Annotated in this window: 14 protein-coding genes; 1 reads left to right on the top strand and 13 read right to left on the bottom strand. The window is 71.4% G+C overall.

Going from position 1 to position 18,605, the window contains the following annotated elements; all coding sequences use genetic code 11:
* Positions 1-20: 20 nt before the first annotated feature.
* The 13 genes from LNW72_RS15440 to LNW72_RS15380 all read right to left on the bottom strand — a co-directional run bounded on the left by LNW72_RS15440 (position 21) and on the right by LNW72_RS15380 (position 17,680).
* Positions 21-1,364 carry a VWA domain-containing protein gene (locus LNW72_RS15440; protein WP_138355100.1) on the bottom strand — a complete coding sequence of 448 codons (1,344 nt, stop codon included), beginning with the start codon at positions 1,362-1,364 and terminating at the stop codon, positions 21-23.
* Between the two features lie 58 nt (positions 1,365-1,422).
* Positions 1,423-2,700 (bottom strand): PP2C family serine/threonine-protein phosphatase, encoded by a 1,278-nt coding sequence (locus LNW72_RS15435; protein WP_250975946.1) that lies wholly within the window; start codon positions 2,698-2,700, stop codon positions 1,423-1,425.
* A gap of 4 nt (positions 2,701-2,704) precedes the next feature.
* The gene (locus LNW72_RS15430; protein ID WP_250980168.1) at positions 2,705-5,305 is read right to left on the bottom strand and encodes a serine/threonine-protein kinase; all 2,601 of its coding nucleotides are present in this window, start codon (positions 5,303-5,305) and stop codon (positions 2,705-2,707) included.
* A 127-nt stretch (positions 5,306-5,432) separates the two neighbouring features.
* Positions 5,433-6,752 (bottom strand): hypothetical protein, encoded by a 1,320-nt coding sequence (locus LNW72_RS15425; RefSeq protein ID WP_250975945.1) that lies wholly within the window; start codon positions 6,750-6,752, stop codon positions 5,433-5,435.
* Positions 6,753-6,843: 91 nt separating this feature from the next.
* On the bottom strand, positions 6,844-7,851 hold the full coding sequence (locus LNW72_RS15420; RefSeq protein ID WP_250980167.1) for a glutamate ABC transporter substrate-binding protein: 1,008 nt from the start codon (positions 7,849-7,851) through the stop codon (positions 6,844-6,846).
* Positions 7,852-7,889: 38 nt separating this feature from the next.
* Positions 7,890-9,350 (bottom strand): hypothetical protein, encoded by a 1,461-nt coding sequence (locus LNW72_RS15415; protein ID WP_308401951.1) that lies wholly within the window; start codon positions 9,348-9,350, stop codon positions 7,890-7,892.
* A gap of 244 nt (positions 9,351-9,594) precedes the next feature.
* Positions 9,595-10,593, bottom strand: coding sequence for a BadF/BadG/BcrA/BcrD ATPase family protein (locus tag LNW72_RS15410; RefSeq protein ID WP_250975944.1), 999 nt, complete (start codon positions 10,591-10,593; stop codon positions 9,595-9,597).
* A complete protein-coding gene (locus tag LNW72_RS15405; RefSeq protein WP_250975943.1) occupies positions 10,584-11,846 on the bottom strand; it encodes a 6-phospho-beta-glucosidase in 1,263 nt (420 codons plus the stop codon). The genes LNW72_RS15410 and LNW72_RS15405 overlap by 10 nt, the downstream gene beginning before the upstream one ends.
* On the bottom strand, positions 11,843-12,748 hold the full coding sequence (locus tag LNW72_RS15400; protein WP_250975942.1) for a carbohydrate ABC transporter permease: 906 nt from the start codon (positions 12,746-12,748) through the stop codon (positions 11,843-11,845). The genes LNW72_RS15405 and LNW72_RS15400 overlap by 4 nt, the downstream gene beginning before the upstream one ends.
* 5 nt (positions 12,749-12,753) lie before the next feature.
* Positions 12,754-13,701 carry a carbohydrate ABC transporter permease gene (locus LNW72_RS15395; RefSeq protein WP_250975941.1) on the bottom strand — a complete coding sequence of 316 codons (948 nt, stop codon included), beginning with the start codon at positions 13,699-13,701 and terminating at the stop codon, positions 12,754-12,756.
* Positions 13,701-15,029: an extracellular solute-binding protein gene (locus LNW72_RS15390; protein WP_250975940.1), complete on the bottom strand. Its 1,329-nt coding sequence runs from the start codon at positions 15,027-15,029 to the stop codon at positions 13,701-13,703. The genes LNW72_RS15395 and LNW72_RS15390 overlap by 1 nt, the downstream gene beginning before the upstream one ends.
* Before the next feature lie 144 nt (positions 15,030-15,173).
* Entirely contained in the window at positions 15,174-16,412 is a 1,239-nt protein-coding gene (locus LNW72_RS15385) for an ROK family transcriptional regulator (protein ID WP_250975939.1), read from the bottom strand.
* Between the two features lie 200 nt (positions 16,413-16,612).
* Entirely contained in the window at positions 16,613-17,680 is a 1,068-nt protein-coding gene (locus LNW72_RS15380) for a mechanosensitive ion channel family protein (RefSeq protein ID WP_250975938.1), read from the bottom strand.
* Between the two features lie 233 nt (positions 17,681-17,913).
* Here LNW72_RS15380 and LNW72_RS15375 point away from each other — a divergent pair, with 233 nt between their 5' ends.
* Positions 17,914-18,450 carry an HNH endonuclease gene (locus LNW72_RS15375; RefSeq protein ID WP_250975937.1) on the top strand — a complete coding sequence of 179 codons (537 nt, stop codon included), beginning with the start codon at positions 17,914-17,916 and terminating at the stop codon, positions 18,448-18,450.
* The last annotated feature ends 155 nt before the right edge of the window (positions 18,451-18,605 follow it).

Genomic DNA, 18,605 nt, shown 5'->3' with positions numbered 1-18,605 from the left:
CCCTCCGCCTGCGAGCGCGGCTACTTCTTGACGCGGACGGTTTTCGTCGACCGCGTCTCCAAGGTCATCTCGTCGGCGTCCGCGACCCGCGCCTTCAGCCGTACGGTACCGCTCGGCGCGTCGACCACGTCGACCACCTTGGCCAGCAGCTTCGCGGTGTCGTCATTGCCCGAGGCGCTCGCGAGCTGAACGGCGCGGCCCAGCTTCGCGGTCGCCCCGTCGATGTCGCCCGACTTGCGTGCTTCCAGGCCCTCCTGGATGACGGAGGCGAGCTCCGCCTGGCCCGTGTAGTGCGCGACCTGCGGGTTGATCCGGGTCGAGGCGGCCATGTCGTCCGTCCACACCGCCCGAACCAGCCCCTGGGAGAGCACCTGGGAGGTGCCGTCCGGCTGCGGCAGGACCAGCGACAGACGGGCGGCGAGCATCTCCTGGCCGACACCGGCGTTCGGGACCTGGACGCACACGTGGTAGTCGCGGGACTCGTCGCCCCAGGAGCCGGTGGGGTAGTCGCCGGCCCGCGGACCGGCCTCCGTACGGCGTGCCGTCAGGTCCTCGACCGTCGGCGCGACCTGCTTCACGAACTTGATCTCGGAGCCCTGCGGGGTCCACAGCCGCAGACCCACGTCCGCGACCTCCTTGCCCATCGCGGTCTCCATCATCGCCTGGAAGTCCGCCTTCAGCCCGGCCGGGTCGGCGACGATGTCGACGGAGCCGAGCATCGCGGAGGCGATCCCGGTCAGCTCCTTGACCTCCCAGTCCGTCCCCACGCCCCGCGCGTCACAGGTGAAGCGGCCGGCGCAGGCCTCCAGGGTGGCCCGCAGGTCCTCCGGCTTCTCGTGCTCGTTGCGGCCGTCGGTCAGCAGGATGCCGTGCCGGATCGGCACGTCGGCGGTCGCCAGCAGCCGGTCGGCGAGCCGCAGCCAGGTGCCGATCGCGGTGCCGCCGCCCGCGGTGAGCTTGCGCAGCGCCTGCTTGGCCTGGCCGCGGGTCTGCGCATCGGCCACCGCGAGACCGCCGTTGGCGGGGTAGACCTCGCGGGCCTGATGGGTGCCGCCGACCACGGCGAAGGCCACCCCGTCGCGGATCGTGTCGATCGCGGCGGCGGTCGCGTCGCGGGCGTTGCGCATCTTCGTGGGCGGGTAGTCCATCGAACCGGAGCAGTCCACCATGATCACCACCGCTCCGCCCGGTGCGCCGTCGGTGGCGTAACCGGGAGCCGCCAGCGGGTGACCGCCGGAGGTGCCGCCGCCGGTCGACGTCACCGTGACGATGGCATTGACCTCGCGGCCGCCCTCGGGCAGGTACTCGTTCTGATAGATGTCGACCGAAAACTGCGGCACGTTCGACTTGGAGAAATTGGCCATCGCGTGAGCTCCTCGCGCTCCTCAGTCCACAAAGACATCCCCCGGAGAGGGACCGGTTCTACGCAGGTTCGGATCCTGCCCGCCCCACCGTGGCCGGGAACGGAAGTACGGCGACTGTTACGTTGTCGTGGCCCCCGCCGTCGAGCGCCACCCCCACCAGCGTCTGCGCGCAGTGCAGCGGCCGGGTGCGGGCGTCGGCCGGCACCACCGCCGCCAGTTCGGCCGCGGACTCGGCGTAGTTCCACAGCCCGTCGGTGCACACGACCACTACACCCGTTCCCTCCGGCTGGAAGGAAGCGGTGTGCGGATCGATTTCGACGGCGTCGGCGCCGAGCCAGCCGGTGATCGCGTGGGCGCGCTCGTCCGCGTACGCCTCGGCCTCCGACATCAGCCCCGCCGACACCATCCGGGCCGCCCACGAGTCGTCCTCGGTGAGGCGGGCGGACGGGGTGCTCCGGTCGTCCGGGACCCAGTACGCGCGGCTGTCGCCGATCCAGCCGACGGTGAAGACCGGGCCCGCGGCGACGGCGCTCACACAGGTGCAGGCCGGGGCGTTGTGGTGCGGGCCCTGCCGGCCGTCGTCCTCCTCGGCCAGCACCGCCACCGCGTGGGCCGCCGCCAGCAGGGCGTCGTGCATGGCCTGTTCCGGCGGACTGCCGTGCTCCAGCGCGTCGAGCAGCTTCTCGCTGCCCACCGCGGCGGCCGCCGCCGAGGCGTCGTCCGGGCGGTACGCCGACGAGACGCCGTCGCACACCACCGCGATGACCGCGGGTGTCCCGTCCGGCAGCGACGTCGCGGCCACGGCGAACGCGTCCTCGTTGCGGTGGTGCCGCAGACCGCGGTCGCTGACCGCGGCCACGCCTTCGAGTTCGCGCTCCTGGTGGTCGCGCAGCCGCGGCTGCGCGTGCCCGCAGTGTTCGCAGTACCCGTCGGCGTCGACCCCGCCGACCCCGCACGCCACACAGGTCCGCCCCTGCGGGGCCGGTCCCGCGAGCAGTTCCTCGCGGGGGTCGGTGACCTCCGCGGCGGGCTGCGGCGCGGCGGGGGCGTCAGCGCTCGCCGGCCGTCCCGGTGCGGACTGCCCGGGGACCCCGGCGGGGCTCTGCGGCGGGGCGAGCGCGAAGGGATCGGTGAACTCACCGTTCCCCGCGCCCGACGCTACCGAGCCGTTGCCGGAGGGCCCGGTTCCGGGCAGGTCGGCGCCCGAGGCGGGGAGCGGCGCGGTCACGTCCGTGCCGCATACGCCGCAGAACCTGTCACCCTCCTCCAGCGGTTCCGCACAGCTGGGGCAGCTGATCGACTGAGCTGACTGGGCCGACTCCGGCAGTCCTGGCATTCGGTTACACCCACGTCCGGGGGCGGAAACGGTTGGCCCGCTCCACCAGTTCGATCCTTGTGCGGTCCTTCTGGGCCAGCCGGGCCAGCACCCGGTACGAGCGCTCCAGGCCGAAGCGCAGCCCGCGTTCTTCCAGGGCGCTGCCCAGCAGGACCGGACGGGCGCCGGCGGCGGGCTGCGCGCCCTGCCCGCCGGCCAGCACCCAGTCGAGCGCGCTGCCGAGCACCTCGGCGGACAACTGCTCGCGCCGGTCGGCGTCGAGGCCCTGCTGCTGCAACTGCTCGACCTGCCGGCCGGCGGCCGTCAGATCGTCCAGCAGCGGTTCGTGCGGGGACCGGTCGCGCAGCCGGGCCCTGATCGCCGCGACCCGTGCCGCCGTGAAGTGGATCGACGACTCGGGCACCGACTCCAGGACCTGTACGGCACCGGGCCGGTCGCCCGCCGCCAGCCGCACCCGGGCCAGCCCGAAGGCGGCGCTGACGTAGCTCTGGTCGGTGCTCCACACCAGGCGGTAGTACTCGGTCGCGTTGTCCAGCTGGCCCAGCACCTCGGCGCAGATGCCCAGCGCGAGCTTCGGCGCGGACTCGCCGGGGAAGGCGTCGTAGACCGCGTCGAAGGAGAGCGCGGCCGTCTCGTGGTCGCCGGTGGTCAGCGCGGTGAGGCCGCGGTGCCAGACGACGCGCCAGTCCTCCAGGTCGTCGTCCGCCAGCCCCTGCAGCACGAGCAGTGCGGTGCCGCCGTCGCCCAGTTCGAGCCGGGCCCGCAGATCGCGCAGCCGCCGCTCGACCGACTCGACGGGGGAGGACTGCAGCGCGGAGATCAGTTCGGCGGGCGCCGCGGACGACAGACCCGCCAGGAAACCGGCGTTCGGGTCGGACGGGTCCACATGCGGCACGGGGAGCGCCAGTACGGCGGCGGGTGCGTCGAGCCGGGTGACCGACGGGAAGCCGAATCCGTTCCCGTCACCCGCCGGTCCCGCCGCACCCGGCAGGGCGGCCGGGGCGATGGGCACCGTGCCGACGACGGTCGCGCTGTACGGGAGGGGAGCGCCGGGCGGCAGGGCGGGCGCGCCCGGGGTGCCCGCCAGGGCTCCCTGCTGGGCGCCGCCCTGCGGCGGGATGAACGCGGGCGGCGCGCCGTTCACGCCGTTGGCGGTGCCCGCGGCGACCGCGCCGGGCTTGCGGCGGCGGTCCGCGCCGAGCCGGGACGCGTCGCCGGGCAGCGGGTGCACCAACTCCGTGTCCACCACCCGGATCTCCGGCCCGAAGAGGGTGGACAGCGCGGGCCGCGGCTTGCCGGTCTCGAGCGCCACGACCTCGCGCAGCACGCCCAGCAGCTGGTCCGACATCTCCTCGGCGGACGCGAAGCGCTTGTCCGGGTCCGGGTCGGTGGCGCGCACCAGCAGCCGGTAGAAGGACTCGTAGCGGGAGAAGACCTCGATGTTGTCGGGGTCGGGCAGGCTGTCGGCGAAGACGTTGGTGTAGCCCTGGAAGTCGAAGGTCAGCACGGCCAGGGTGCGCGCGACGGTGTACAGGTCGGAGGCGACGGACGGGCCCAGCTCGGCGACCTCCGGAGCCTGGTAGCCGACCGTGCCGTAGATCGCGCTGTCGTTGTCGTCCATCCGGCGGACCGCGCCCATGTCGATCAGTTCGAGGCGGTCCTCCTGCTGGATGGCGTTGTCGACCTTGAAGTCGCAGTACAGCAGGTTGCGGCTGTGCAGATAGCCGAGTGCGTCCAGCGCCTCGATGGCGTACGCGATGGCCGTCGCCACCGGCAGCGGCGCGCGCTTGCCGTCGGGACCGCGCCGGTCGTTGGCGATCTCCTTGAGCGACTTGCCGCCGACGTAGGCCATCACGATGTAGCCGTCGAGGGTGCCGGACCGCTGGTCCAGGTGCTCCACGAAGTTGTAGATGCGGACGATGTTCGGGTGCTCGATCTCGGCGAGGAACCGCCGTTCGGAGACGGCCGCGGCCAGCGCGTCCTCGTCCCCGGTGTCCAGCAGGCCCTTGAGCACCACCCAGCGGTCGGAGACCGCGCGGTCCACCGCGAGGTAGATCCAGCCGAGCCCGCCGTGCGCCAGGCAGCCCACGACCTCGTACTGGCCGCGCACCACATCGCCGGCCCGCAGCTTCGGCGAGAAGGAGTACGGGTGCCCGCACTTGGTGCAGAACCCCTCGGTGCGGCCCGCCTTGTCACCGCGGCTGCGGCCCACCGGCGCCCCGCAGTCGCCCTTGCTGCAGAACCGCTTGCGCTCGGGGACCTGCGGGTTGTCCAGGACGGCCGCGGCCGGATCCGGCCGCGGGATGGGCGGTACGGAGACCAGCCCGGCGCCGAGCTTGCCGCGGGTGGAGCCGCTGCCGGCGCTCCGGGAGCTGCGCACCGACACCGAACGCCCGGTGGTGGAGCCGCTGAGCGCGCGGGACAGCCGCCCGGACACCGAGCGGCGCGAGGACCGCGAGGACGACTTGGACGAACGGGAGGAGTGCGCCGACGAGCGCCCCGAGTCCTGGCCGCCGCCGGCGGCCGACCGTGCCGAGCTGCTCGCCGCCGCGACGGCCACGGGGGCGAGCCCGCAGGTGTCGCAGTACAGCTCGCCGCCGCCCATGTCCTCCAGAGCCCCGCCGCAGCCGGGCCGTTGGCACTTGCTCACGGTGTCCCCCCTCGTTCACTCGTGCGGCCGCCCGGCGACCGTCCAGCCCTCTTCGGTGATCCCGTTGTCCGATGGTCCCGCATCAGTGGTCCCGCCTGTCCGCGGGCTGGGACTGCTTCGGGGCCAGAGTCTCCGCCACCGCCTGCTGGTAGCGCAGCACCGTCGACTCCGCGGCCCGCAGATCGCACGGCGCGCTCCACAGCATGCGGCGCGCCTGGTCGTACCGTTCGATCAGCAGCGGATCCTCCGCCATGCCGTGCCGCGCCACCTTCGCGCGGTAGGCGTCCAGCCGGCCGCGCAGCTCGGCGCGGACCGCGAGCGGCGCGGTCACCGCCGTCAGGGAGTCGCGGGCCCGCAGCAACTCGTCGTCGGCGTGCTGCTCCAGGCCGTCCAGCAACGGCGACAGCCGGTGCCACTGACCCGTCCTGTGGTAGTCGTCGGCCGCCGAAAGCCGCTCGTGCAGCGCGGACGACGGGCCGCTGACCGCGGGCACCTCCGACGCCGCTATCTTCGCCAGCACCTCGACGCGCGCGCTGCGCGCCTCGGTGAGGGTGCGGTCCGCCCGGGACAGCACGTCCCGCAGGTGCAGCAGCCGCTGGTCGGCGTCGTCGCGCACGTGCAGCACGGCGTCGACCTCGCGGCGCAGCTCCTCCAGCCGGCGGCCGGCCTGCTCGTAGCGGGCGGTGTCCGCGCGGCCCGGCTTCGGCTCCGGCAGCCAGAACGCCAGCGGGTCGGAGACCACCTGGGCGCGCAGCGCGGCCAGATCGGTGATGAGCCGCTCCAGCTCGTCCCCCGAGGGGTGGGCGCCGGGGCGCACCCCCACCGAGTGGGCCAGCGAGCGGACCCGCTGCACGTCCGCGGCGAGCAGATCGATACGGGCGGGCAGCGCGGACCAGACGGAGTCGGCGCCGGCGACCATCGTCATGGCCTGCTCGTACCAGCCGTTCATCCGGTCCAGCAGCTGCTCCAGGCTGAACCGTTCGGTGAGCACGGCGGGGCCGGTCAGACTGCGGGCGGCGTCCGGGACCGCGCCGCCGGACACCGTGACGCCGGTGCCGCGCAGCAGTTCGGTGAGCGAGTTCAGATCGGTCTGGGTGGGCCAGCGGCGGCGGCCGCGCAGCTCACGCGCGGAGTTGAGGGCAGCGGTGTACGCCTCGAAGTGCGACCAGAGCAGGGTGATCGCCGAATCCGTCTCGGTCCAGCGCTCCTTGGTGACACCCGTCAGCTCGGCGCCTTCGAGCAGCCTGCGGCCGGAGTGGTCCTGGAGTGCGAGCAGCGAGGACTCGATGGCCTCGTGGTCCGCGCCGAGCCGCGCCAGGGCACGGTCGACCTCGTCCCGGCCCATCACCGGCCCGGACGGTCCCTCCACCGACCTCCGGCCGGGAGGTGCCCCCTCCGCCATCGAACCTTCTTTCCCGTAACCGGCACGTCGTGTGCGGAGCTCAGTCCTGCTGGGTCGGCCCTGGTGTTCCCGGCCCTGGTGGCCCGGTGGTTCAGTTCTTGTAGAGCGGTGCGGGCGGTCCGGTCACATCCGGCAGCTTGGCGGCCAGCCAATGACGGTACGCCTGCATCCAGGGGCTGTTGACGCCGCCGCTGCGGTAATCCTCCAGAACCTTGTTGACGCGGGCCACCAGATCGGTGTCCTTGAGGTTCATGGCCACCCCGTACGGCTCCGTGGTGACCTTCTGGCCGATGAGGTGGACCGAGGGGTCCTGCGCGGCCTGGCCGGCCGCCAGCGCGTTGTCGGTGAACACCGCGTCCACCAGGTTCAGCTGCAGCCGCACGAGGCAGTCCAGCTGGTTCGGTACGAGGACGACCTTGGCTCCGTGCGACTCCTCCTTGAGCTTGGTCTCGCCCGTGGAGCCCTTCGCGGTGCAGACCGTCCGGCCGTTGAGGGAGTTGTCGAAGCCGGTGATGGTGGTGCCCTGCAGGGGGACGAGGAGCTGCTGTCCGGCCTCGAAGTACGCGGTGGAGAACGCCACGTCCTTCAGCCGCGAGCAGTTGATGGTCATGGTGCGCACCACCATGTCCACCTTCCCCGCCTTGATCATGGGGATGCGCTGGTCGGTCGGCACCGTCAGGTACTGGACCTTGTCCGGGTCGCCGAGGATGTCCTTGGCTATGGCGCGCACCAGGTCGATGTCGAAGCCGGTGATCTGGCCGGTGGCCGGATCGCGGAAGCCCCACAGGTAGCTGTTCTGGTCCACGCCGACGATGAGCTTGCCGTGCTCCTTGATCCGCCGCACGGCGTCACCGTCCACCGCCGACGGCCGCTGGCCGCTGGCCTCCGGGTGGTCGCAGGTGTCCTCCGTGGAGGCGTACTTGGCGCTCAGCACGCCCTCGGGCGTCGCCGACCGCGCGCCGTCCGGCGTGCCGGCACCGCGCAGCGGGACCGCCACCGCGGTGACGACCAGCGCGCAGGCCGCCGCCATCCCCGCGACTCCGCCCCAGCCGCGCCAACTGCGGCGCGTCCGCCGCGTCCGCGGCGTGTCCTCGCCCATGGTCCGCTTCCCTCCACCGGCCTGGCCGGTCACGCCGGTCACCGGTACTCCGACAGCCGGCGTCCGATGCCGAGCGCGGCGCCGGCCGCGGCCAGTACGGCCAGCAGCGCGGCACCCGCCGGAAGCCCGGTCAGCGCCCCGCGGCCGTCGTTCGCCGCCTGCTCGAATTCCTGCTGCTCATGGTCGACGGCCTTGCGCAGGCTGGCGTCCACCGCGTCGAAGCACTGGCCGGTGGTCGCGCTGACCACCTCGCCCTGTTGGTTCTTGCCGCCGATCACCTGAGCGACGGCGTCCGCGTAGTTGCCCTCGTTGTCGCTGGCGCGGGCCGCGGTGTGCCGGCCCCGCCAGGCCTGAACGCCCTTGATCGCGTCGTTGACCGGGCCGCGGCCCGCCTCGTCGTCCGCGAGCGTCAGGGCCTGTGCCATCTCGCCGCCGACGCCCTTGGGGTCCTTGCCGGCCAGGGTCGACATGCCGCCCTGGAAGTTGGTCTCGTACGAGGCGCCGGAGCCGCGGGCGACCAGCGTCAGGTTCTCGTCGCCGCGGGCCTGCAGCACGCCGATCCGGGCGCTGTTGAGCACCTGCAGGGACTTCGCCCCGTGGTCGTACGACGTGTCGAGCTGGGAGGCGGCGACGGTGTGGCCGACCACCGCCCACAGCAGCACCACCACGGAGGCCGCGCTGGCGGCCAGCATCCCCTGGTTGAAGACGCGGTTGGTGCGCCGGTACGAGCGCCGCTGGGCCCACAGCAGGGCGCCGAGCGCGATCGCTCCGAGCGACCAGGCGAGCCACGGCAGCGCCTTGGCGGAGCCGTAGTCCTCGCCGAGCCGGGCCGTCTCGGCCTTGTACAGCTTGTCGGCGGTGTCCAGCAGGCCGCCGTCCTGGCGCATCAGCTCGTTGGCGTACCGCAGGTAGGCACCGCCCACCGGGTAGCCCTGCCGGTTGTACACACCGGCGTTCGCCACCGCCTCGGTGTACCCCTTGAGCTGCTGGTTGAGCAGCGAGATCTGCTCCAGGGTCGTCGCGGACCCCTGGGCGTTCCCCGCCGCCTCGGCGATCAGCTTCGACGCCGTCCGCAGATCGGCGTCGTACCGGTCCGTGACGGACTTCGGCTGCTGGCCGCCGATGAGGAAGCCGCCGGAGGCGGTGGTGTCCGCGTCCGCCAGCGACCGGTAGATCTCGGCGGCCTTGGCGCTCAGCGGGGCGCTGTGGTTGACCACGTCGCTGGCCGCCGAGGCGCGGTCGGTGATCTGCCACGCCGTCACCGCGCCGAACGCCACGACCAGCACGGCCAGTACCGCGCCGATGATCCGCAGCCGGCCGGGCTCGGTCGTCGCGGCGGCGCGCAGCCGGTCCGCGCCCTCGCTCCAGGCCCGCCGCCGTGGCGGCGGGGGCGGCGGTGCGGCCGGCGGCCTCACGGGCTGCTGGGGAACGCGCGGCGCGGGCGGGGCACCGTAGCCCTGCGCGGCCGGGATTCCGCTCCCCGTCGGCGTTTGTGTCACTGACCCTCCCCCGGAACAACTCCCCTGCGCACGGCAGTCAAGCTCTTGGCCAGCAGTATGGCCGTAGGCGGTGTCATCCACCTAGGGATTGCGTGGATCTTGCGCGAACTGCCCGCTATGCGGCCCTGCCGTACGAACTTCACCCGTATCCCATCACGCCCGGGACCCGCGCCCGGTTCCGGGGGCGCCCGCGAAAAGCCGGACGGACCCGTGGAACGGGCCCGTCCGGCGGTCGCGGACGGCACTACGCGTAGTGCGCGCGCAGCCTGGCGTGGACCGCGGGATCCGCGGCGACGTGGTCCAGGCCGAGAAGCGCCGCGCCCAGCACCGGGGCGGCGCTCACCACACGGGTGACGGCCTTCGGCGCGCGGGCGGTGAGGCGCTCCGTGATGGCGTCCATCAGGGTCGGGTTCCCGGCCGCCATGACACCGCCGCCGAGCACCACGTCGGCCTCCTCGTCGAGCAGGCCGAGCCGCCCCAGCGCCACGGTCGCCAGCGCGACGATCTCGTCGGCCTGCCGGCTGACGATCTCCCGGGCCACCGGATCGCCCGCGTCCGCGGTGCGGAACAGCACGGGCGTCAGCTCGTACTTGCGGGACGGCGGGATGTGCTCCAGGTGCAGCGCCTCGATCAGCGCGTACATCGAGGTGAGGCCGAAGTGCGCGGGCAGCGCGACGGCCAGTTCCGTGGGGCCGCCGCGGCCGTCCTCGGCCCGTGCGGCATGGAACAGGGCCTCCTCCGCCAGACCCGATCCGCCTCCCCAGTCACCCGATATCTTGCCGATCGCCGGGAAGCGGGCCGTCCGGCCGTCCGGCAGCATGCCGACGCAGTTGATGCCCGCGCCGCACACGACCGCGACGCCGCGCGGCTCGTCGACGCCCGCGCGCAGTATCGCGAACGTGTCGTTGGCGACCCGGGTGCTCAGGCTCCAGCCCTGCGCGTGCACGGCCAGTTCGAGCTGCTGCTCCTCCACGGGCAGGTCGGCGTTGGCCAGACAGGCCGAGGTGTGCTCGGTCAGCGGCCGCTCGCCGAGGGTCAGGCCGGCCGCGGCGGCGGCCCGGCCGACGATGGCCGCCAGAGCCGCGACGGCCGCGTCGACACCGACGACCGGCGGCTGGAAGCCGCCGCCGCGGGCGGTGCCGAGCACCGTCCCGTCGGCGGCCACGATCGCCACGTCGGTCTTGCTGTTGCCCGCGTCGATGGCGAGGACGCCACCCGCCACGAGCGGTTCGTTCAGGCCCACGCGAGGTGCTCCCGGTTGTGCGCGACGAGACTGTCGGTCAGCGCTTCGGCGTACTCGTACTGGCCGATGAGCGGGTGCGACAGCAGCGCCTTGAACACCCGGTCCCGGCCACCGTGGATCGCGGCCTCCAGAGCGAGGTCCTCGTAAGCGGTGACGTTGGCGATCAGGCCCGCGTACAGCGGGTCCAGCGGGGCGACGGGCAGCGGCTCGGTGCCGGAGCCGTCCACCGTCGCCGGTACCTCGATCACCGCGTCGTCCGGGAGGAACGGCAGGGTCCCGTTGTTGTACGTGTTGACGACCTGGATGTCGCCGGTGTTCCGCAGCAGGGAGGAGGCCAGGGCCACCGCCGCCTCGGAGTAGAAGGCGCCGCCGCGCTTGGAGAGCAGCTCGGGCTTCTCGTCCAGCTTCGGGTCGCCGTACATCTCCAGCAGCTGCTTCTCCATCGCCGCGACCTCGGAGGCCCGCGACGGCTTGATCTTCTGCTCGCGCACCACCTCGTCGTGCGCGTAGAAGTACCGCAGGTAGTACGAGGGGACGACGCCGAGCCGGTCCAGGATCACCCGCGGCAGGCGGATGTCCTCGGCGATGGCGTCGCCGTGCTCCGCGAGGAGCCGGGGCAGCAGGTTCTCGCCGCCGGGTCCGCCGAGGCGGACCCCGCGCTCCCACGTCAGGTGGTTGAGGCCGACGTGGTCCAGGTGGACCTCGCCGGGCGCGACGTCGAGCAGTGCGGCGAACTTCCGCTGGAAGCCGATCGCGACGTTGCACAGGCCGACGGCCTTGTGGCCGGCCTGCAGCAGGGCGCGGGTCACGATGCCGACCGGGTTGGTGAAGTCGATGATCCAGGCGTCGGGCGCCGCCCTGCGGACCCGCTCGGCGATGTCGAGCACGACCGGGACGGTGCGCAGCGCCTTGGCGAGGCCGCCGGCCCCAGTGGTCTCCTGGCCGACGCAGCCGCACTCCAGCGGCCAGGTCTCGTCCTGGTTGCGCGCGGCCTGTCCGCCGATGCGCAGCTGGAGCAGTACCGCGTCGGCGCCGGCGACGCCGGCCTCCAGGTTCGCGGTGGTGGTGACCTTTCCGGGATGTCCCTGCTTGGCGAAGATCCGCCGGGCGAGTCCGCCGACGAGTTCGAGGCGCTCGGCGGCCGGGTCGACCAGCACCAGCTCCTCGATCGGCAGCGTGTCGCGCAACCGCGCGAAACCGTCGATGAGTTCGGGGGTGTAGGTCGAGCCACCGCCGACAACTGCCAGTTTCATCCCTTGACTCCAGTCAGGGTCACGCCTTCGATGAAGGCCTTTTGGGCGAAGAAGAAGACCACGATCACGGGAGCCATCACCAGAACGGTGGCGGCCATCGTGAGATTCCAGTTGGTGTGGTGGGCGCCCTTGAACGATTCCAGGCCGTAGCTGAGGGTCCAGGCGGCCGAGTTGGAGCTGGCGTAGATCTGCGGGCCGAAGTAGTCGTTCCAGCAGTAGAAGAACTGGAACAGCCCCACGGCGGCGATCGCCGGCTTGATCATCGGCACGATCACGGTGAGGAGCGTGCGCAGCTCGCCGCAGCCGTCGACCTTGGCGGCCTCCGTGTACTCCTTCGGGATCGTCAGCAGGAACTGCCGCAGCAGGAAGATGGTGAACGCGTCACCGAACGCCATCGGGATGATGAGCGGGTACAGGGTCCCGTCCATGCCCATCTGCCGGGTCCAGAACAGGTACATCGGAATGATGATGACCTGGGGCGGCAGCATCATCGTCGAGATGACCAGCACCATCACCAGATTGCGGCCGCGGAAGCGGAACTTCGCGAGCGCGTAGGCGACGGGCAGGCTGGACACGACGGTCAGCACCGTGCCGGACACCGCGTACACCAGGGTGTTGCGCCACCAGGTGAGGAAGCCCGGGGTGTCCCAGACCTGCCGGAAGTTGCTCCACTGCCAGTCGTGCGGCCACAGGTCGCGGCTGAGCGCCTGGTTGTCGCTCATCACGGCCGTCAGGAAGACGAAGACGAACGGCAGGACGAAGAACAGCGCCGCCGCGAGGCCGAGCGAGTGCACCGCGATCCAGTGCAGTACGTCCTTGCGCTTCGCGGTCCGTCTGGCCGCCACCGCGGTGATGTGCGGGGCCGGCGCCTGGGTCGGCGGGGCGAGAGTTGCGTGGGTCATGATGATCAGTCCTCCGCCGACAGGAAGCCGTTGCGGCGTCGCATGAGCAGCGCCGTGAACGCCATCGCCAGGACGAAGAGCACCAGCGCGATCACGCAGGCGGCGCCGTAGTCGAAGCGCTGGAAGCCCAGGTTGTACACGAGCTGGGGCAGGGTCAGGGTCGACTTGTCCGGGTAACCGGGCTCGAGCTGCTGGCCCGAGTTGCCGATGATGCCGGACGCGATCTTCCCCGCGACCAGTGGCTGTGTGTAGTACTGCATCGTCTGGATGACGCCGGTGACCACCGCGAACATGATGATCGGCGAGATGTTGGGCAGCGTGACGAAGCGGAACCGCGCCCACGCGCCCGCGCCGTCCAGCTCGGCCGCCTCGTACTGGTCCTTCGGTACGTCGAGCAGCGCGGCCATGAAGATGACCATGAGGTCACCGATGCCCCACACGGCCAGGATGGTCAGCGCCGGCTTGGACCACGCCGGATCGGTGAACCAGCCCGTCGTCGGGATGCCCACCGAGTCCAGGATGTGGTTGACCGGTCCGGTGCCCGGGTTGAGCAGGAAGACGAACGCCATGGTGGCGGCGACCGGCGGGGCCAGGTACGGCAGGTAGAACGCCGTGCGGAAGAAGCCCGCGCCGGTCTTGATCTTGGTGATCAGCAGACCGATGCCGAGTCCGAAGACCACCCGCAGCGTCACCATGACGATGACCAGCCACAGGGTGTTCCGCAGCGACGGCCAGAACAGGGGGTAGTCGTTGAAGACGTACGACCAGTTCTTGAATCCCGCGAACGTCGGGGGGTTGAACCCGTCGTACTTCATGAAGGAGAAGTAGACGGTCGACAGCAGCGGGTAGACGAAGAAGACCGTGAAGCCGATCAGCCACGGCGAGAGGAAGCCGAGGGTGCGGAGGGTCGATTTCCTGCGCTTCGCCTTGAGCAGGGGATGGATGGTCGTCATCACTTGGCCTGCGCGATGTCCTTGTCGACCTGAGCGTCGACACCCTGCAGACCGGCCTGGACATCCGTCTTCTTGCCGGACTCGAAGGCGTATCCGAAGTCCTGCAGCGTCACCTGGTAGGCGCCGCCGTTGATGCTGGCCGGGGTGGTGTTGCTGTACTGGTTCTGGGCGATGTCGAGGAAGACCTTCGGGACACCGGTCAGCTCGGGGGACTTCTGCGCCTCGAACGTCGACGGCACGTTGTGGATGGCGTTGGCGAACGACACGACGGCCTGGGTGTCGGTGGTCATGAACTTGACCAGCTCCCACGAGGCGTTCTTCTTGGAGCTGGTGTTGGCGACGCCGACGATGGTGCCGGAGAGGTAGCCGCGGCCGTAGGTGTCGGCCTGGTCGTCCGGGACCGGGAACGGCGCCACGGCGAGGTCGGAGGTCGCGTTGGCTTCCTTGGCCATGCCCAGCCGCCACTCGCCGTCGATGCCCATCGCGACCTGGCCGGTGTGCAGCGGGTTCTTGGCGCCGAACTCGTCACCGAAGGTGTTGCGGTACTTCTCCAGCTTGTCGAAGCCGCCGAGGGACTTCACCATGTCCCGCTGCCAGGTGAGCATCTCCGCGAAGCCCTTGTCCTTGGCGAGCTGGGCCTTGCCGCTGGCGTCGAAGTACTTGGCGCCCCACTGGGCGGCGAAGTGGCCGGGAGTGGACTCGTAGCCGTGGAAGTTGGGCATGAAGCCCAGCTGGGAGTACGAGGCACCGGTGGACTTCGTCAGCCTCACCGCGTCGGCCTTGAACTCCGACAGGGTCTTCGGCGGGCCGGCGATGCCGGCCTCCTTGAAGGCCTTCTGGCTGTAGTAGAGGGCGTAGACGTCGCCGAGCAGCGGCAGCGTGCAGCGCTTGCCCTGGAACTGGGTGTACTCGAGCATCGGCTTCGGGAAGACCTTCGCCGGGTCGATGTTGTCCTTCTTCAGGAACGGCGCCAGGTCGGCGAACGCGCTCGAGGAGCAGAACTTGCCGACGTTGTCGGTGGTGAAGGACGACACGACGTCGGGGGCGGTGGCGCCGCCGGCCCGCACCGCCTGGTTGATCTTGTCGTCGGTGATGTTGGCCTGCACCTTGACGTGGATGTTCGGGTGCGCCTTCTCGAAGCGGGCGACGTTGTCGTTGATCGCCTTGAGCTCGTTGGGAGCGGTCCACCCGTGCCAGAAGGTGATGGTGACGTCCTTGGTGGCGTCATCGTTCGCCTGGGTGGTGCTCTGGCTGGTACAGGCGCTCGCGAACAGCGTTATCGCGGCCGTGGCCGCGACGGCGGCGGCCACCTTCTTGGTACGGGACACTGCGCTTCCTCCGGGGGATGAGAGGGGTCGTTGACGGGCGGGCGAAGGGTGTGCGGAGCCAACGGGCCGGCTGTCGGGGCCGGTCCGGAACGGTGACGCTGCGGTGGGTGGTGCGTCGAGGGGTGGTCGGCGGGGGAGCGGGGGTCAGCGCGAGGTGTCGAACACCTCGTCGCGTGTGGTGGCGAGGGCGCTCTGCAGCGCCCCGCACAGGACGGGGTGTTCCTGCACCGCGCCGATCACCAACCGGGGCCTGGGCACGGCGAGTTCCGCCAGTTCGGCCTGGATGAGGGCACGGAGGTGCTCCCCGCCGGCGACGATCACGCTGCCGGTGAGGACGATGAGTTCCGGGTCGAGGACGGCGACCATCGAGGCCAGGCCGGTGGCCAGCCCGGTGGCGATCCGCGCCAGCAGCTCGGCGTGCGGCCCGGTGTCCGGGGTGCCGTCCCGTTCGGCCGTCTCCGCCGACCGCGCCGCCTCGGTGAGCAGCGTGGCGGCCAGATCGGCGAGCGGGGCCCCGCTGACCGGGGTGAGGCCGAGTTCCCGCGCGATGCGCACCACCGCGTCGCAGCCGGCCAGTTCCTGGAAGCCGCCGTTGTTGGCCTTGGTCACGTGCCGTACGAGCGGCGTGCCGGGCACCGGCAGGAAGCCGACCTCGCCGGCGCCGCCGGTCCAGCCGCGGTGCAGCCGGCCGCCGATGACGATGGCGGCGCCGATGCCCTCCTCGTTCCACAGCAGGACGAAGTCCTCGTGGTCACGGGCGGCGCCGACCCGCTGCTCGGCGACCGCGGCGAGGTTCACGTCGTTGTCGTACTCCAGCGGCACGGCGAGCGCGGCGGCCAGTTCGTCGAGGAGCGTGGTGGAGTGCCAGCCCGGGAGGTGGCTGGCGTAGCGCAGCCGGCCGGTGCTCGGGTCGAAGGCGCCAGGTGTGCCGATCACGACCCGGTGCAGGTCCGAGCGGTTCAGCCCGGCGGCCTTGGCCGCCTCGTCCACCGCCTGCACGACCTGCTCTACGGTGCCCTGTGCGCGGCGGCCCGGGGTCGGCAGCTCGAACTCGCCGACGGTACGGCCGGTGATGTCCGCGACGGCTGCCTTGATCCGTATCGGTGTCACGTCCAGCCCGGCGACATGCGCCGCGGCCGGGTTCACCGAGTACAGCTGGGCGTTGGGCCCGGGCCGGCCGGCCGTGGTGCCGGTGGCCAGTACCAGTCCGGCCGCTTCGAGCCGCGCCAGCAGCTGCGACGCGGTCGGCTTGGAGAGGCCGGTGAGCTTGCCGATCCGGGTTCGCGACAGGGGCCCGTGCTCCAGCAGGAGGTCGAGCGCCGCGCGGTCGTTCATGGCGCGCAGTACGCGCGGGGTTCCAGGGGTGCCAGCCATGCGCGCCATCCTCCCTCAGTTCACTGTTAGGAAACTTTCCTATTGGTGAAACGAAAGGTAGGCCCGCTTTCGGCGGAGCGTCAAGGGGGGTCGGCCACAGGTCGACCAAAGCGTTACCTCCATGAAAGCGGCCCCCGGCGCAGTGCGCCAGAGGCCGGCAGCGGCATGTGTCAAGACCGCCGAAAGGAGGGGACCCAAGGGGCGCCTGGTTACTTGGCGCCGTCCGCCCCCTGCGAGGGCACCGGACGGGCCGCCAGCGCCTGCGGTGAATCCGGGTTGGAGAGCGCCGAAGGGGCCGCCACCGCCACCATCGGGTCGGCCGGCACACCCGTGTCGTCCACGGCCGCGGTCGGCGTGCCGCCGACGATCGTGATGCCCGCCTCGTCGAAGGCCCGCTTGATCCGCCAGCGCAGCTCCCGCGCGACCGCCGTGGCCTTGCCCGGCATCGTCTTGGCCTGCGCCTGGATCACCACCGAGTCCGCGCTCACCGACTCCAGGCCCAGCACCTGCACCGGCTCCCACAGCGCCTCGTCCCACGGATCGGTCTTCGCCATGTCCTCGGCGGCGGCCTCGATCACCGCGCGTGCCCGGTCCAGATCCTGCGCGTAGCCGACCTGGACGTCCACCACGGCCGTCGCCCAGCCCTGGCTCAGGTTGCCGATCCGCTTGACCTCGCCGTTGCGGACGTACCAGATCTCTCCGTTGTCGCCGCGCAGCTTCGTCACCCGCAGCCCGACCTCGATCACCGTGCCGCTGGCCACCCCGGCGTCGATCACGTCACCCACGCCGTACTGGTCCTCAAGGATCATGAAAACGCCGGACAGGAAGTCCGTCACCAGGTTCCGGGCGCCGAAACCGATCGCGACACCCGCGACCCCGGCGCTCGCCAGCAGCGGCGCCAGGTTGATCTGCAGCACCGACAGCACGGTCAGCGCCGCGGTGCCCAGGATGGTGAACGAGGCGATACTGCGCAGCACCGACCCGATCGCCTCGCTGCGCTGCTTGCGCCGCTCCGCGTTGACGACCAGCAGCCCGCCCAGGGTGGTGCCCTGCGCGACCTCCACGCCCCGGTTCATGCGGTCGATCAGCTTGCTGATGGTCCGCCGGACCAGCCCGCGCAGCACCAGCGCGATGACGATGATCAGCAGAATTCTCAGGCCCGCGCCGAGCCAGTCCGCCCAGTTGGCCTCGACCCAGCCCGCGGCCTCGGTCGCGGATTTCTGGGCGTCGTCAAAGCTGGTTGCAGGAGCACTCGGGGACGGTGCGGGGGTGGACACGGTGGAAAACCTCCGTTGTGGGACAGACCCTCCACACTAACGGGCTAACGGATATGCCTCGTTGCCATGTTCGAGGGCCAACAGCCCGAAAGGTGGGGAAGTAAAGGAGTGTGGTCGAAAACACCCTGAGTCCGTTACCTGGTCATGGTGGCGCCGCCACCCGGCTTCCGGAGAGACTGAGGGCAGATCGTCCCGGCGCGAGCCACGCGCCGCCGGCGTATAAGGAGGCACCCGTGCCGCATGTCCTGGTCCTCAACGCGTCGTACGAGCCGCTCGGCGTCGTACCGCTCCGCCGTGCGCTTGTCCTCGTACTGAACAAGAAGGCCGTGTGCCTCGAGGAAACCGGCGCCTATCTGCACAGCGAGTCCTGCGCTCTTCCGGCGCCCAGTGTCGTCAAACTCACCAAATTCGTGCGAGTCCCCTTTCGAGGCACCGTCCCGCTGACCCGTAGGGCACTCTTCGCCCGCGACGGCGGCAGGTGCGCGTACTGCGGAGCCGCCGCAACCAGCGTCGACCACGTCATCCCGCGCAGCCGCGGCGGTCAGCACGCCTGGGAGAACGTCGTCGCCGCGTGCAGACGCTGCAACCACGTCAAGGCGGACCGCCATGTCGCGGAGCTGGGGTGGCGGCTGCGCCATACACCCGCACCACCGGCGGGCCTGGCCTGGCGGATCATCGGAACGGGACACAGAGACCCGCGCTGGCTGCCGTACCTGCAACCATTCGGCGCGGACGACGCCCTGGCCCGGATTGACGGCATCTCTGCCTGATATCCGGGCTTTCGTGTCTGCGGGTGTCTGCGGGTGTCTGCGGACGCGGTGTCCGCGGACGCGGTGGATGCGGGGCTGGTTGTGTTCGTGGTGCCGACCGGGCCCGGCCCGGCCGGCACCTTGCTGCGTCGTGGCCGCTTCGTGGTCGTCGGGTG

The organism is Streptomyces sp. RKAG293 (assembly GCF_023701745.1).
GTDB lineage: Bacteria > Actinomycetota > Actinomycetes > Streptomycetales > Streptomycetaceae > Actinacidiphila.
Note: the sequence above shows the minus strand (reverse complement) of the source record. Positions and strands in the feature narration are given on the sequence as shown.

Excerpts from the sequence above, each read along its gene's own strand:
- LNW72_RS15440 (WP_138355100.1), bottom strand. The coding sequence starts at position 1,364 with ATGGCCAATTTCTCCAAGTCGAACGTGCCGCAGTTTTCGGTCGACATC.
- LNW72_RS15435 (WP_250975946.1), bottom strand. The coding sequence starts at position 2,700 with ATGCCAGGACTGCCGGAGTCGGCCCAGTCAGCTCAGTCGATCAGCTGC.
- LNW72_RS15430 (WP_250980168.1), bottom strand. The coding sequence starts at position 5,305 with ATGGGCGGCGGCGAGCTGTACTGCGACACCTGCGGGCTCGCCCCCGTG.
- LNW72_RS15425 (WP_250975945.1), bottom strand. The coding sequence starts at position 6,752 with ATGGCGGAGGGGGCACCTCCCGGCCGGAGGTCGGTGGAGGGACCGTCC.
- LNW72_RS15420 (WP_250980167.1), bottom strand. The coding sequence starts at position 7,851 with ATGGGCGAGGACACGCCGCGGACGCGGCGGACGCGCCGCAGTTGGCGC.
- LNW72_RS15405 (WP_250975943.1), bottom strand. The coding sequence starts at position 11,846 with ATGAAACTGGCAGTTGTCGGCGGTGGCTCGACCTACACCCCCGAACTC.
- LNW72_RS15400 (WP_250975942.1), bottom strand. The coding sequence starts at position 12,748 with ATGACCCACGCAACTCTCGCCCCGCCGACCCAGGCGCCGGCCCCGCAC.
- LNW72_RS15395 (WP_250975941.1), bottom strand. The coding sequence starts at position 13,701 with ATGACGACCATCCATCCCCTGCTCAAGGCGAAGCGCAGGAAATCGACC.
- LNW72_RS15385 (WP_250975939.1), bottom strand. The coding sequence starts at position 16,412 with ATGGCGCGCATGGCTGGCACCCCTGGAACCCCGCGCGTACTGCGCGCC.